Genomic DNA, 15,006 nt, shown 5'->3' with positions numbered 1-15,006 from the left:
ACCCGGAATAGAATATTATCCAATGGTTTCCTTAACCAATTTGGTATAGAAATCATTCAGTTTCATACCCATAGCAGCCACCTGTTGTGGAATGAAACTGGTTGCGGTCTGGCCTGGAATGGTGTTAATTTCAATAAAATAGAATGCCTCTTCCGTGCCGGATAAAATAAAGTCGATCCGCACCACTCCACGGCAGTTAAGCACTAAATAAACATTCTTTACAATTTCCGCCACCCGGTCGCGCGTTACAGCATTCAGATTTGCAGGCGTAGTTTCTTTAGCCATGCCTGGAGTGTATTTAGCTTCAAAATCAAAGAAGTCCTTCCCGGTTTCTACCTCTGTAATGGGTAGCACAGTGATCTTTCCATCAAGCTTCACCACCCCTACCGAAAATTCCCGACCGGAAATAAATTCTTCAATCAGCACTTGTTTGTCTTCCTTAAAAGCTTTTTCAATCGCACCTTTCAGATCAAACTGATTGGTCACTTTACTCATACCAATACTACTGCCGCCATTGTTCGGCTTTATAAATAAAGGAAGCTTTAACGAAGACTTAATGTTTTCCAGGCTATATGGGGTATGATCAAACAGCTGTACAGACTTTGCCACATGAAGTTTATCAATGTTCTGCACAATTGCTTTGGTATAGCCTTTATTCATTGATATTGCAGAAGTAAGGGCATCGCAGGTGGTATATGGAATACCAAGCATATCAAAGTATCCCTGAAGCTTACCGTCTTCCCCGGGAGAACCATGAATAGCGATATAAACACCGTCAAACATCACTTTACGACCTTTAATCGTGATGGAAAAGTCATTTCGATCAACTTCGATCTTTACGGAATCCGCAGGTTCATAAAACCATCCCTGTTGGGTAAGCATGATTTTGTAGACGTCATATTTGTCCGCATCCAGATGATGCGCAATCGTTGCTGCACTCTTTACAGACACTACCCACTCCCCGGTAGTACCTCCGGTAAGCAATGCTATGGTTTTTTTCATGGCCAAATATAAATAAGTACCCCTAAATGATTTTAATTCCTATAAAATATTTTTTTAGCCTATTTTTGACCAGTTTCCATGTACATCTACAAACCGAAATGAGCAAATTTATAGCCTATCTAAAAACTAAATCCTTCCGAAATAACCTTCTTGCAGCAATCCTGACCGTAGCCGTACTACTCTCGATTGCTTTTTTTAGTTTAAGGTATTATACTAAACACGGTCAGGGGCTTGATGTACCCGCCCTGAAAGGATTGTCTTTCACACAGGCAGTTACCAAATTGGAGAGCCTTGGTTTACGATATGAAGTAGACTCTGTGTACATTATGGACAAACCACCGGGCATCGTGATAGATCAGGATCCTGACGCAGGCACCTTCGTGAAAGATAACCGTACCATATATCTTACCATCAACAAAGGCTCTGCACCGGATGTAAAGTTTCCGGATATCGAATTTAAGTCAATCCGCGAGGTACAACCGCTTCTGGAAGGTTATGGTCTGAAAATTGGGGACACCACCTACAAAGCCGATGTAAGTCGCGACGTGGTATTAAGTGCATCTTTTGGCGGACGGGAAATTAAAGCCGGCGAGGTATTGCCAAAAGGATCCAGAATAGATCTTGTATTGGGCGATGGCCGAGGAAATGAGGAAGTTGAAATCCCAACACTGTTAGGCTTAACCATTGACGAAGCCCGTTTTGCACTTAGAGGTTCCATGCTTGCGCTCGGTACTGTAACCTATGAAGGTGCCGTAACCGACACCGCAAATGCGGTGATCATCATGCAGACGCCTGTGGTTACAGACTCTGTATCCAAAGTCAAAATCGGCACACCGGTAAACGTTGTATTGTCTAACCAATCCTTTTAGAACGCATTCCAGTTTATGAGTAACGAAAAAAAGACCTTGTCTACCAAATACAAAATTATAATTGCCGCTGCTGCCCTGATCCTAATTGTAGGCGCGGTCATAGGCTTGCAGTTCTATAACACCTATTTCGCACCAAATGTAACTGATAACGAGAAATTCCTTTTCGTGCGTACGGGTTCTGATATGGAGGCCTTACTTAAGGAAGTTGAAGAAAAAAAGATCTTAAATAACGTAGAGGCTTTTCAGAAGGCAGCCTTGAAAATGGAACTATTCAGCCGGCTAAAGCCAGGTAAATACACCTTAAAAAAGGGCATGAACAACCGCAATCTGATCAATATGATCAAAGCCGGCAATCAGGACCCCGTTAAATTGAAATTTCAAGGACTTCGGACTAAGCAGAACTTCGCAGGCTACCTCTCCCGACAACTTGAGCCAGACTCCCTGACCTTCATCAATTACCTCGATTCAAATGCAGTGATTGAAAAATATGGTTTCGACAAAGAGAATTTCTACACGATGTTCATTCCAAATACCTACGAAATGTACTGGAATACCGCTGCAGGAGATTTCCTGGAGAGAATGCATCAGGAATACACCAAATTCTGGACTTCAGCGAGAAAGGACAAGGCAACAGCACTAAATCTTACACCGATACAGGTTACGATCCTGGCTTCAATCGTTGATGGTGAAGCATTATATGATAAGGAAATGCCTACTATCGCCGGACTGTACTTGAATCGTCTCTCCAAGGGTATAAAACTTCAGGCAGATCCAACGGTGATCTATGCAAATGGAGATTTTACCGTTAACCGGGTTACGGGCCCTTTGTTACGCATCGAGTCACCATACAACACCTACAAGCATGCAGGACTTCCTCCGGGACCAATCATGATGCCGAGCATTGCTTCGATCGATGCTGTCTTAAACAAAGAAAATCACCAATACATTTATATGTGCGCGAAGGAAGATTTTTCCGGATATCATAATTTTGCTAAAACCCGTGCAGCACATGAAGTGAATGCAAGGAAGTATAGAGCAGCCTTAGACGCACGTAAAATTTTCAGATAGATACATGTACACACACAGCACAACAATAAGGGTAAGGTATAGTGAGACGGATCAAATGGGCTATGTCTACAATGGTAACTATGCACAGTACTACGAAGTAGGTCGTGTAGAGATGCTTAGAAGCCTGGGCATGACCTACCAGGAAATGGAGAAAGACGGCGTGATGATGCCCCTACTGGAGCTTAACAGCAAGTTTATCAAGCCTGCTTTCTACGATCAGGAACTCACCATAAAGACCACGGTCGATGAAAAACCGGGTATCAGGATCAAGTTTATCTATGAGATCTTCAACGAGGAGAATGAACTGATCAATATCGGTAAAACCACCCTGGTGTTTTTCGATATGGAAAAGAAGAAGCCATGTCTGCCGCCACCAGCATTTGTAGAGCGAATGCTCAGGTTTTTTTAGCAATTTGCATAAATGGAATGGGTACATAAGCAGTTACTACGAATACGTATCTATCATCTATTTATAGAATGGACTAAGGTTTACGTTTTACCAGGCTTCAGTCCACTTCCGATTTACACCGTAGCAAGCTTTTTCTTTAAGGAGATTTCTAAAGATTCCCTCATCGACCGGGCGTCCTCGCTGGCCTATAATTTCATGCTGGCAATCTTTCCTGCAATCATCTTTCTCTTCACCCTCATCCCCTTCCTGCCCGATGGTTTTCAGAACCAGTTGATGTCGCTTATTGCGCTGATCCTACCGACAAAGGCTTTTGAAGCGTTCCAGAGCACAATCGAGGAAATTGTCAAGATTCAAAATGGCAAGTTACTTTCCTTGGGCTTTTTACTGTCCCTGATTTTTGCAACCAATGGTGTTCATTACCTCATGGTGGCATTCAACAAATCATCCCTGATCATCGAAACACGTTCCTGGTTAAAGCAAAGGGTGATTGCGATCGTCCTTACCCTGGTAATTGCCTTCTCGGTGATCATCTGTATCGGTGCGATGACGATCGGCGAGATCGCCCTGACTTACATCAAAACCGAACTACATATCAAAGGAAATCTAACCTACTATGCTATACAACTTACACGATGGGCACTACTGGGTGTACTTTACTTTGTAACCATATCCGTGTTGTATCGCTATGGCCCCGCAAATGCGAAGAAGTGGAAGTTCTTTAGCCCGGGTTCATTCCTGGCCACGGTACTGGCATTCCTTACCATCTGGGGCTTTTCGTTTTACATCAATCAATTTGGATCTTACAACAAAATTTATGGTTCTATCGGCACTTTGCTGGTGATGATGATCTGGTTATACCTGAATTCTTTAATCCTATTGCTCGGATTTGAGCTAAATGCGAGCATAGACCTGACAAAAAGAAGCGTAAAAATCATCAAACCGAACTTTAACAGATTCAAAAAAGAGGTGGAAATTGAGAATAAATTTCACAAATAAAATTTATTCTCGCTCATTTTAAAGGCATTAGCCCGTTTTCCAGAAAAAAAGCAAGTCGCTGTTTGCAGATCCAGCCGGAGTTTGTACTTTTGTCGCGGAGAGTTGGCAGAGTGGTCGATTGCGGCAGTCTTGAAAACTGTTGAGTGTAATAGCTCCGGGGGTTCGAATCCCTCACTCTCCGCAGAACCCGTCTTAGTTAATACTAAGACGGGTTTTTTCATTTCAGCGCAGTCTCAAAGACAAGTGAAGATAATAAGTCGCTTACTTTTTTAAACTAGTTGAATTACCTGACAGTTTTGTTTATGATTTAGATTGTCATTAGCTTTGAAGAAAAAAGATCATGATAAAATCGCTCTCAATTCTCTTCGTCTCATTCATCTTCCTAAGTGCTTCACCAAGTAATGTGGCGGTGAAAAACCATAGTTACGGTTCCCGTGTAGCTACTTGCAAAGGCTCTAGTTCATGCAAAGCTTGTAAAAACTGCAAGTACTGCAAACATTGTAAAAAAGATGGCGGTACCTGTGGCGTTTGTAAGTAATCTGATCGATCATTCCATTGCTATAAACACCGGCTTTTCTGAAACTTCAAGATTGATTGTTCCTGCTGTTACATTCAAAACCTGAACCGCAGGTATTTCTCCATCTTCATTCAACACATATTTAGTGACTTTTCCCGTCGGCACCTTTAAAGAATAGCTTCCTTGCTGGTTGATTTCCGTATCATAGTACAAGCTGAATACGAATGAATCTCCATGCTGCCACTTGTCTACAAGCGGGCTTAAACCAATCTGCTCAACCCAGACATAGTCCTTCATAAATGAATTTGTCTGAATCAGGTACATTGCGGATGGCCGTAATACCAGCTGCCTGTCAGCACTTTCACTTGTGATCCCGGAAGAACTAAACTGCCAGCCGTCTATCGCCCCGTCGTCCCTCCAGGTAAAAAAGAAGTTTCGGTACAATCCGTGCTTAGCATAAAATAGTGCTGTTCTGAGGATCAGTATCCCTTGCCAAACATATGGGGAGTACCCGCTATCTTTAGGCGGCTCCGCACGAAGCGGACTATTTTTGCTGATATCATAACCACTTTCTCCGACCACCAACCTCTTATTTCCAAGATGTTGATAGTTCACCTCATGAAATTTCTTGAGCTGGGCAGGAACTAAACTCTGTTCAATGCACATGCCTCTATTTTCAGTTTCGGCATGCTGCCCGCCGCTATAACTTGCGTAGCAGTGAAAGGAATAATAGCCATCTATAGGAATATTGACCTTGCCGTCGGGATGGTACCCTCTTATTTTTGCACATTCCTGAACAAAAGACATCAGAAAATCAGGAGATGTTGAAGCAAGTCCGGCATTAGTAACCTGCATGGTCGGATCGGCCGTTTTAATACCAACGTTTCTGCCTAGTGTCCCTTTGTGCCCATCATATACCGTGGATTGCATGTATGCAAACTGACGACCTAACAAGTTGGCATCTTCTCCCTCCCACCATTTGTCAAGCTCATTGCCGATCTCCATCAATGTAATTAGATCAAGACCGACCAACTTTCCAGATTTACTTTCATACCAGGGCTGCGTTTCATCCACTTCAATCAAGGAAGGTTCAATGTTTTTATTACGTCCATATCGAGCCGCAAACTGAAAAGCCATTTTACCGAGCGCTAAGTAACTAAAAACATCTTCCTTATCCTTTCCATATGGCATCGTGTAACTGTCCTTTCTGTTGTTTGCAGGCCATGTATTCACCACATAAGGTGGCGATCCCTGCAGACAGATGTTTACAAAAATTTGATCAGCTTTGCATCGGGAAAATAAACCATCAAGATCAAAGCCTCTCCAATCATGTTTAAACCTGTATTTACCTTGCTCCTGAACCAGTTCCTTTGCATCCAGATAGATCCTGCATGAACCCAGTTGTTTTAGGACCTGATAAGATCTTTCATTGAATGGATCTGCTTTATTCAGGCTCTTATTAAAGCTCCAGCTCCAGGAAAAGCCATTAACACCTGTTTGGTTCCCGAATGGATACCTTACAAGTTTTGGATATGCAATCTTTACAGGCTGATAATCACCAAATAATTTAATATAAGTGGGTCTGCATTGTTCGGATGTCGTGAAGCTGATCTTCTTTAGCGCTAGCGGCGCAGGCAGATCGTAGACAGTTTCAGTATTGTAGCCCAGTCCTTTAAACTGGAAGATCAGCACCTCGGAGTCATCATGTTTAGTTCCGACAATGAAAAAAGGCATGTCTTCGAAGGTTCCACTTCCGTCCCCCAGTCTGATTTGCCTCAAGATCACATTTGTACCATTCGGAAATAAGTAATGGCTCGTGTAACGCTTATACAATTGCCCCCATGCCTCTACCGGGCTGAAACTGGATTTGGTGAATAGTGAAAAGTCCGCGTCAAGAACTGGTGTATTTTCCTGATAAAAGTTGTTCGGATCCATAGGAATTTGATTTTCCAACCATTTGCCATCAAAAGGAGGTTCAGGGAAAAAGCCTGAAGCCACACTACTGATCTTCTCATAGGTTTTATAAACGATTGCTGTTGTTGCTCCACCCAGGATGGACAACGCCATCCGCCTAAATTTATTTGCTGTCTTGCTTGAATCTGTCACTACGGATCTATGTCTTTTCTTGTGTTAAAGCCTACTATTTTTCATCCCCTACATATTCAAACCAGTCATAATCCGCATCCGCAGTACTGGCTTTGCCATTACCGGTCGCATATAAGCCCAGGTACAAACCTGAGAACCCGCCAACGGTTTCCGTGCTGATGAATCGACCATCTACATGCTGAACCGGTTTCAGTGTTTCGTTACCTTGAGCATACATAAAAGATAATGATGCTTTCTCCCCTTGAACAGCCAGCTTTACCGGACCCGGTTTCAAGATTATTGGCTTAGAATCATGCACAACACCACCAAACCTTAATCTGCTTACCAACACCCGCTGACCATTTTCCTGTTTTATCAGCAGATCAAAGTGTGCACCGTTATTTATTAAGGTTAAACCAGCTTCTTCATTTACCTGGCGGGGATTAAATTCCAGCTCGGTGGAAGCGGTAAAATTTAAGTTCCGAACCCTCCGGCCAATGAAAGTGGGTGACTTTCGGTCTTCAATTGTCTGCGCTGAACCTTTAAGCCTCAAGTAGCCTTTCCTTGCGGTAGTCGAATAATTAGAGCTTACCGGATATCGTAGATAGTTCCATTCCAAATCGAGTTCTTGGTCCTTGAAGTCGATCCTTGCAGGTTTGGCCGCAAAAGGCTTCAATGGGAGTGTAGGGACACGCATATCCAGCGTCACGGTTCCATTTCCATTCACAACAGGCCAGCCGTTTGTCGGCCAGCTTACTGGCGCAAGGAATGTCTCTCTTCCAATGGTATGATGTACCGGATATCCAATTACCGGACGATAGCCATGGAAGATCATCCACCAGGAGCCATCATGTGCTTGTGTAATGTCGGCATGCCCCACCCCTTGTATCGGACTGCCCTGCCCTGCGGCATTCACGTGGGAAAGAATCGGATTTGCAGGATTATCACTATATGGACCCCAGATGTACTTACTGCGGGCGATTGTTTGCGTATGCGCTTCTTCCGTCCCACCTTCAGCGGCCATCAGGTAGTAGAAGCCGTCTTTCTTGTAAATGTGCGGACCCTCCGGGTAGCGTCCACCTGTGCCATTCCAAACTTTGCGTCCTTCGGATAAAAGGTTGCCGGTTTTAAGGTCAATTTCAAACAGTTCAAATGTGGAGGAGGTAACATAAACCTTACCGTCATCATCAAAAAACAGATCAGGGTCAATCGCCTTTACCTTAATGAATACGGGATCAGACCAGGGGCCAGCAGGATTGGTCGCAGTCACATAGAAGTTCCCCTCTATCCCCGTGTTTGTGGTAATCATATAAAAGACGCCGTTGTGATGGCGGATGGTTGTTGCAAAGATGTTAAGCTCATTGGGCAGTTGATCCGGGCGGGTGATACAATGCCCAATAAGTTGCCAGTTGACCAGATCTTTACTGTGATAAACAGGAACCCCGGGGAAGTATTCAAAGGTACTGCTTACCATGTAATAATCGTCACCTACCCTACAGATGCTTGGATCTGAATTAAAGCCGGCAATAACCGGATTACGGTAAGTAATGGGTGCGGCAGTGTCTACCAATGCAGAAAATGCATTTTCTGGTGGGCCCGTGGGTACCGTCTTTTTAATCTGTGCATCTGCACCGGTGCAGAAAGATACCAATGAAAAGACGAGCACAGGAACCTGAAACAGCTTTTTCTTAAATTTTTTATAGACAGTCATTCTTTTATCTGGTTAGTTGAATTTTCCGCAACTGGAGCACCCTGCGTTTCATCAATGATAGTAATTTTCATAATAGCTTTAAAAATTAAATCACAGATAAACGGTTTAGCTATATTAGGATAGGACATAGGATCGGACATGGACAAGACAGCTTCGGATCAAACGCACATGAACCACACAACAATCGCACATCAGCCCAAGGCGGATGTGTGTTTGATGTTGGGTTGATGTTTCTCTCATCCCTGTTCCAGGTGAACCTGGTAAGTGTATGCGCTAAACCTAATGTAGATTTTTCTCTATTTTTCCCATCTTCTTGTGTAGTAGTTTGTGCCGCATCAGATGTGATTCTATTTGCACTTTCGTGGTGTCTAAGTATTCCAAAATTAAATAGACAAAAACAACCATAACATTGCTGTTTTCTACCAAAAATGAACCTGAAATTAAGCGCTTCAAGGCTTTCAATTTTACTGATTGCCCTCACCCTCTTTGGCTGTAAAGAACAGCTTTTTGATAGTCCAGTCGTTACTACGCCATCTGCAGCTGTACCCGATCCAGAACCTGTCACCAATACCGGCCCTTCAGTGAAATGGTATGAGGATGTTTCACCGGTTGTTCCACCTGTAAGCAATAAGAAGCCCGTTGATCCCTCCTTCAAAAGAGGTAACACTAATCCGACGATCGTTATCTTAGGTTCTGCTACCGCAGAAGGTGTAGGCGCCAGTACAAAAAGCAAAAGCTGGGTGGAGTTAATGAAAACAAAACTCAAGAAAGACAATAAAACGGTCTCGGTTGTAAATTTGGCCAAACGCACGTATACCTCCTACCACATTATGCCTAGTGGCACGAAAGCCACAAACAGGCCGGCGCCAAATAAAGACAGGAACATTACCAAAGCACTGGAAAGAAAACCGTTCCTGGTGATTATACAACTAACCACCAACGACATCAACAATGGTTATAGTGACCAGGAGACACTCCGCAACTATGAAACCTTGCGGCAGATGTTGGTGAAAGCAAATGTCAACTATCTTTTTGCCGGCCCACAACCGAGAAACTTTAACGCGAAAAGCCAGCGTAATCGCTTGCTAACGTTCAATGAAAAACTGATCAAATGGGATCCCGATCATGTGGTTGATGTACTTAAAAAGCTAAGTCAGCAAGACTTTAAGATCAAAAAAGCCTATGCCTATACAGACGGTAGAAACATCAATGATAAAGGGCATGAGGTTGTAAATGGCTATATGTTCAATGCACCATTGTTTAAACATTTACTCGGTTACGGTCCGGTTAACCCATAAACAAGTAAGGCCCGCATCATCTGCAGGCCTTACTTGTTTATAAGATCAAATTAGTGGCTTTCTTTGTCTTCTGTACAAAGACCAACAATATCGTGGAAGGTGTCATGTACCGAAACTAGCGCAGCGTTAATTTTTTCATTTTTAGCTTTTTTAAGCACAATCTTGTTTAACGCTGTGGTTTTAGTCTTGAGTGTTTTCAATGCAGCTCTGATCTCCGGCTTGTCAAATTGAGCAGGCACAGCAGACTTTTCCAATAATGCCGCCTTGTCGACCATTTCACCACTGCGTTGCTTAACAGGATCAAAATCGCCTTTTTCAGCTGGATGGAAGGTTGCAGACATAACGGTATGAAAGCTTCCCAAAGCTGGCCATGCAGCAAACTTGTCCTGAGCATTAGATTCAACAGCAACAAGGCTAATCAGGAGCATTACAACGAAACAGATTTTTTTCATAATGATTATTAAAAACAGCCGATATTAGCCGTTACAACGAATATAATTATTTTTTGAACTTGCTCAAATAAGCCTCTGCACGCTTAAGTTCAGCCTTGAAAAGGGTATCCACCTTCTGGATCTTTTGCTTTTCAGCTTCAAAATAAGTGATCGCCTCTTCGTTTGATTTACCAGTAATGTCTGGCTCAAATTCATGCATCCAGGTGTTCATCGCTTCTTCAGCAACATTCAGCCTGTCCCGCACAATAGTAATGCTGTCTTTTTCTTTAAGGGTATCAATATCGGGGTTCTTCAGCTTTAAGGCCGACAAATCTTTCAGCATACCGTTTAGCTTTAATTGCTGATCGACAACCTTGCCATGATCGGCCATCACAACATCGTGCACCTCGATCACTTCATCCCGGCTCGCCTTATAGTCCGCCTGCTGCTTGCAGGATGACAAAGCGAGTGCAAGCAATAAAAAACAAGAAATTTTATTCATGATTTTAGAATTAGTCTCTCAGTTCAGCCCACCTTAAATAGGTCGCACCCCATGAAAACCCTGCACCAAAGGCAGTAAGAATCATGTTATCGCCAGCTTTAAAGTCCTTTTTGTAGTCCCATAAGCAAAGCGGTATGGTCGCCGCCGTAGTGTTTCCGTAGCGTTGAATGTTAACTTTAACCTGCGCATCAGTAAGACCAAGTTTCTCTCCAACTGCATTAATGATTCGTAGGTTTGCCTGGTGTGGAATCAGCCAGTTGATTTCGTCAACACGCAACTCATTACGTTTTAGCAAGGTCGTGCAGGTATCACTCATGCCTTCAATAGCGGCTTTGAATACCACTTTACCATTCTGACTAATGTAATTCAGCTTGTTGTTTACAGTATCTACGCTGGAAGGCGTTTGTGAACCGCCGGCAAGTACGATGAGGTGTTCGCGGCCTGCGCCATCTGTTTTGAAAACATTGTCCATAACACCAACATCTTCCGTGGTTTGTTCCAGGAGCACCGCGCCAGCACCGTCTCCGAAAAGAATACAGGTGTTACGGTCTTCATAATTGATGATGCTGCTGTTCTTATCTGCACCTACAACAATTACATTCTTGTAACGGCCGCTCTCCACCAGGCCTGCGCCCAGGGTTAAGGCATACAAAAAGCCACTGCAGGCAGCATTCGAATCTACGCCCCATGCATTCACAAGTCCGGCTTTCTCACAAACCACACTTGCTGTAGAAACCATGATGTAATCGGGTGTTGAAGTGGAGATAATGATACATTCCACCTCTTCAGGGCTCATGTTCGCACTTTTAAGTAAGTCTTTAACCGCCATGGTTGCCAGGTCTGAGGTCGCAAACCGTTCGTCATTTACAATCCGGCGTTCTTCAATTCCTGTTCTGGATACAATCCATTCACTGTTTGTATCCACCATTTCCTCTAAAGCTTTATTAGTAAGAACAGTTTCTGGTACATATCCTCCTAAAGCGGTAATAGCGGCATTATATCTAATCCTCATTAATGTCTCAATTATGTGGGCGCAAAAGTATGAAATATTACAGCTACGTTACATTTTATTTTGAAGGTAATGTACCTTTGCCCGGTATTATAACAATCATTCAACAATCCTTTTAGCTGATGAAATTTTCTCCCTTATTTTCCCTGCTTCTTTTTGCTTCAATGGTCGGTATGCTGACTTCCTGTAAACAAGATAAAAAGCTACCAATTTTTGGAATGCGGGATACGAAAACGGTCACATTGGCCGACGGCTCGAAGCAGGTGGATACGGTGTATCAAACCATTCCAAACTTTTCATTCCTCAATCAGGATAGTACTTACATCAACAACGATACGTTCAAGAATAAGGTATACGTGGCAGATTTCTTCTTTACCTCATGCCCTAGCATTTGCCCAATCATGCATCGGAACATGAAAAAGGTTTATGAGGAGTATAAATCAAACCCGGAAGTAGGTTTTCTTTCACATACCATTGATTTTAAATACGATAAGCCGAGTGTGCTAAAGCGATATGCTTCTAAACTTGGGGTTGATGATCAAAAGTGGCAGTTTGCGTATGGATCTAAGGAGGATATTTATACCATCGCTGAGAAAAGCTACCTGGTTTCAGTTACCATAGACTCAACTCAAAAAGGGATGTACGTACATCAGGGGTGGTTAGTATTGGTTGACAAGGATCGTCGAATCCGTGGTGCTTACGACGGTACAGACGCAAAACAAGTTGAACAAATGGCTAAAGACATTCCAGTATTGCTTGCCGAATACAAAAAATAATGAATCGTCGTCACCTGATTTCTGCAATCCTGCTTTGTGCCCTGCTCAGTATCTTCTACTCGTGTCACCGGGAAGCGGGCGGTAGCCTGGAACAGGATATGTACTATACCAATGGCCGCGATCTCTATGTACAACATTGCCAAAACTGCCATGGCGAGAAAGGTGAAGGTCTGGAGAACCTCATTCCACCTTTAACTGACACCACATATCTGAGGCAAAATCGAAACAAGCTGGCTTGCTATATCAAGAACGGGATGGAAGGCAAGATTGTAGTGGATGGACGAACCTTTGAGGACAAGATGCCTGCTCATGAAGAGTTTACCGATATAGATTTGGCGCAGCTGATCGTGTTTATCACAAATACCTACGGCAATAAACAAGGCATGTACCGCACGGAAGATGCTGCCAGGGACCTTGAAAACTGTAAATAATTAATTTTCGTATGTTTGCAGGAAATGCAAGCCGTCCTATCGCTGCGATTTCATTCGAAGAGGAAAGTCCGGGCAACGCAGAGCATCTCGCTTCCTAACGGGAAGAGGTCTGGGCTTTAAGCCTGGATTATGGAAAGTGCCGCAGAAAACATACCGCCGATGGCTTAGGCACAGGTAAGGTTGAAAACGTGAGGTAAGAGCTCACGACAGTTGCGGGCGACCGTAATTGTGGTAAACCCCGGGAGTTGAAAGACCAAATAGGCTAACGCATGTAGGGCTGCTCGTCCGATGTTAGTGGGTAGGTCGTTTGAGGTAAATGGCAACATTTATCCTAGATTAATGGTAGGAACCGGTTATCCGGAACAGAACCCGGCTTACAGGCTTGCATTTTTTATTTTATGTCAGCTTTTTATCTTTTTGTGACTCTCCTATAAAGATAAAAGTAATATATTCGTGTCCTTAAATTAGAACAATCTCAACCCCCTTATGGCGAAATTATTAATAATAGACGATGAGCGTGCGATTAGAAGCACTTTGCGTGAGATCTTGGAATATGAAAATTACGAGGTTGATGATATTGATAATGGTGCGGATGGATTGGAATTAATCAAAAAGAAAAAATACGACCTGGTACTCTGCGATATCAAGATGAACCGCATGGACGGCATGGAGGTTTTGGAGCAAGCGCTTGCTTTCAGCCCTGACCTTCCTTTCATCATGATCTCCGGCCATGGTACTGTGGAAACCGCTATTGAGGCCAGTAAAAAGGGTGCTTTCGACTTTATCTCCAAACCACCTGATCTTAATAGATTATTGATCACCGTTAGAAATGCACTTGACAGAGGTAGCCTGGTAACGGAAACTAAAGTTCTAAAAAGACGTGTTAGCAAGACCAGGGACATTCTTGGTAATTCTGAAAGCATTCAAAAAATCAAAGAAACTATCGAGCGGGTTGCGCCTACCGAAGCCCGTGTATTAATTACAGGAGCGAATGGTAGTGGTAAAGAACTTGTAGCGCGCTGGTTGCATGAGAAATCTAACCGGGCGGATAGTCCACTTATAGAAGTGAATTGTGCGGCAATCCCTTCAGAGCTTATCGAATCTGAACTTTTCGGCCACGAAAAAGGTTCTTTTACCTCTGCGGTGAAGCAGCGCATTGGAAAATTTGAGCTGGCTAATGGTGGAACGCTTTTCCTTGATGAGATTGGTGACATGAGCCTTTCTGCTCAGGCAAAGGTTTTGCGTGCTTTGCAGGAGCATAAAATAACCCGGGTTGGTGGCGAAAAAGAGCTTGAAGTGAACGTTCGTGTACTTGCAGCAACAAATAAGGATCTGCTGAAAGAGATTGAGGCTGGAAACTTCCGTATGGACTTATACCACCGTCTAAATGTGATTAACATCCACGTGCCTAATTTAACGGAACGCACGGAAGATATCCCGGAAATTGCGTTAAGCTTCCTGGATGACATCTGTAAAGGTTATGGCATGCCAGTGAAAAGCATCAGTGATGACGCAATGGTGGCACTGCAGTCTTTACCATGGACGGGGAACGTGCGCGAGCTACACAACATGATAGAACGTCTGATCATCTTGAGCGATAAAGTGATCACCGAACAGGATGTTATCGCTTTCGCAAATCCAGGAGGTGGCACCAACATTGGCCAGGGTAACGGCACCAATGTACAGCCAAGAAAATCGACCTTAACGAACTTCGACCAGTTCAGCAACTTCCAGGAATATAAAGACCATGCTGAAAAGGAATACATCAAATTCAAGCTGGAAAAGAACAACTGGAACGTATCCAAAACTGCTGATGACATTGACATTCAGCGTAGTCACCTATACAGCAAAATTGAGAAATTTGGATTAAAGCGCGTAACGGAGTAATCCACGCGCTTTTCC

The 15,006-nt window shown here is 43.4% G+C and carries 14 protein-coding genes, 1 tRNA gene and 1 other RNA gene; 10 read left to right on the top strand and 6 right to left on the bottom strand.

Going from position 1 to position 15,006, the window contains the following annotated elements; genetic code table 11:
* Nucleotides 1–15: 15 nt before the first annotated feature.
* Entirely contained in the window at nt 16–1,002 is a 987-nt protein-coding gene (locus ACTHQF_RS07010) for a D-alanine--D-alanine ligase (RefSeq protein ID WP_440429286.1), read from the bottom strand.
* 98 nt (nt 1,003–1,100) lie between these two features.
* Here ACTHQF_RS07010 and ACTHQF_RS07005 point away from each other — a divergent pair, with 98 nt between their 5' ends.
* The 5 genes from ACTHQF_RS07005 (at nt 1,101) to ACTHQF_RS06985 (ending at nt 4,525) form a co-directional block, all read left to right on the top strand.
* Nucleotides 1,101–1,871 (top strand): PASTA domain-containing protein, encoded by a 771-nt coding sequence (locus tag ACTHQF_RS07005; protein ID WP_440429284.1) that lies wholly within the window; start codon nt 1,101–1,103, stop codon nt 1,869–1,871.
* 15 nt (nt 1,872–1,886) lie between these two features.
* Nucleotides 1,887–2,939 (top strand): endolytic transglycosylase MltG, encoded by a 1,053-nt coding sequence (gene mltG, locus ACTHQF_RS07000; protein WP_440429282.1) that lies wholly within the window; start codon nt 1,887–1,889, stop codon nt 2,937–2,939.
* 4 nt (nt 2,940–2,943) lie between these two features.
* Nucleotides 2,944–3,348 carry an acyl-CoA thioesterase gene (locus ACTHQF_RS06995; protein ID WP_440429281.1) on the top strand — a complete coding sequence of 135 codons (405 nt, stop codon included), beginning with the start codon at nt 2,944–2,946 and terminating at the stop codon, nt 3,346–3,348.
* Nucleotides 3,349–3,360: 12 nt separating this feature from the next.
* Nucleotides 3,361–4,344, top strand: coding sequence for a YihY/virulence factor BrkB family protein (locus tag ACTHQF_RS06990; RefSeq protein WP_440429280.1), 984 nt, complete (start codon nt 3,361–3,363; stop codon nt 4,342–4,344).
* 96 nt (nt 4,345–4,440) lie between these two features.
* Nucleotides 4,441–4,525 (top strand) — tRNA-Ser (locus ACTHQF_RS06985).
* Nucleotides 4,526–4,891: 366 nt separating this feature from the next.
* On the opposite strand, the gene ACTHQF_RS06980 is transcribed toward ACTHQF_RS06985, so the two are convergent.
* Together ACTHQF_RS06980 and ACTHQF_RS06975 are read right to left on the bottom strand one after the other, a co-directional pair.
* Entirely contained in the window at nt 4,892–6,928 is a 2,037-nt protein-coding gene (locus tag ACTHQF_RS06980; protein ID WP_440429279.1) for a hypothetical protein, read from the bottom strand.
* A gap of 73 nt (nt 6,929–7,001) precedes the next feature.
* Nucleotides 7,002–8,657, bottom strand: coding sequence for a glycoside hydrolase family 43 protein (locus ACTHQF_RS06975; protein WP_440429278.1), 1,656 nt, complete (start codon nt 8,655–8,657; stop codon nt 7,002–7,004).
* A gap of 428 nt (nt 8,658–9,085) precedes the next feature.
* Between ACTHQF_RS06975 and ACTHQF_RS06970 the strand changes: the two genes are divergently transcribed.
* A complete protein-coding gene (locus ACTHQF_RS06970; protein WP_440429277.1) occupies nt 9,086–9,955 on the top strand; it encodes an SGNH/GDSL hydrolase family protein in 870 nt (289 codons plus the stop codon).
* Nucleotides 9,956–10,005: 50 nt separating this feature from the next.
* Here the strand turns inward: ACTHQF_RS06970 and ACTHQF_RS06965 are convergent, their stop codons facing one another.
* The 3 genes from ACTHQF_RS06965 to ACTHQF_RS06955 are packed head-to-tail and all read right to left on the bottom strand — an operon-like array spanning nt 10,006 to nt 11,900.
* Nucleotides 10,006–10,407: a hypothetical protein gene (locus ACTHQF_RS06965; protein ID WP_440429276.1), complete on the bottom strand. Its 402-nt coding sequence runs from the start codon at nt 10,405–10,407 to the stop codon at nt 10,006–10,008.
* Nucleotides 10,408–10,453: 46 nt separating this feature from the next.
* A complete protein-coding gene (locus ACTHQF_RS06960) occupies nt 10,454–10,888 on the bottom strand; it encodes a hypothetical protein (RefSeq protein WP_440429275.1) in 435 nt (144 codons plus the stop codon).
* Between the two features lie 10 nt (nt 10,889–10,898).
* Nucleotides 10,899–11,900: a beta-ketoacyl-ACP synthase III gene (locus tag ACTHQF_RS06955; RefSeq protein ID WP_440429274.1), complete on the bottom strand. Its 1,002-nt coding sequence runs from the start codon at nt 11,898–11,900 to the stop codon at nt 10,899–10,901.
* 119 nt (nt 11,901–12,019) lie between these two features.
* On the opposite strand from ACTHQF_RS06955, the gene ACTHQF_RS06950 reads away from it, so the two are divergent.
* The 4 genes from ACTHQF_RS06950 to ACTHQF_RS06935 all read left to right on the top strand — a co-directional run bounded on the left by ACTHQF_RS06950 (nt 12,020) and on the right by ACTHQF_RS06935 (nt 14,991).
* On the top strand, nt 12,020–12,673 hold the full coding sequence (locus tag ACTHQF_RS06950) for an SCO family protein (RefSeq protein WP_440429273.1): 654 nt from the start codon (nt 12,020–12,022) through the stop codon (nt 12,671–12,673).
* Nucleotides 12,673–13,104 (top strand): c-type cytochrome, encoded by a 432-nt coding sequence (locus tag ACTHQF_RS06945; protein ID WP_440429272.1) that lies wholly within the window; start codon nt 12,673–12,675, stop codon nt 13,102–13,104. Before ACTHQF_RS06950 ends, ACTHQF_RS06945 begins: the two co-directional genes overlap by 1 nt.
* 23 nt (nt 13,105–13,127) lie before the next feature.
* Nucleotides 13,128–13,497, top strand: an RNA gene (rnpB, locus tag ACTHQF_RS06940) — RNase P RNA component class A.
* Between the two features lie 93 nt (nt 13,498–13,590).
* A complete protein-coding gene (locus tag ACTHQF_RS06935; RefSeq protein WP_440429271.1) occupies nt 13,591–14,991 on the top strand; it encodes a sigma-54-dependent transcriptional regulator in 1,401 nt (466 codons plus the stop codon).
* Nucleotides 14,992–15,006 lie beyond the last annotated feature (15 nt).

Source organism: Pedobacter sp. SAFR-022, assembly GCF_051965375.1.
Classification (GTDB): domain Bacteria; phylum Bacteroidota; class Bacteroidia; order Sphingobacteriales; family Sphingobacteriaceae; genus Pedobacter.
The sequence above is the reverse complement of the archived record's forward strand: the minus strand, read 5'-3'. Positions and strand labels throughout refer to the sequence as shown.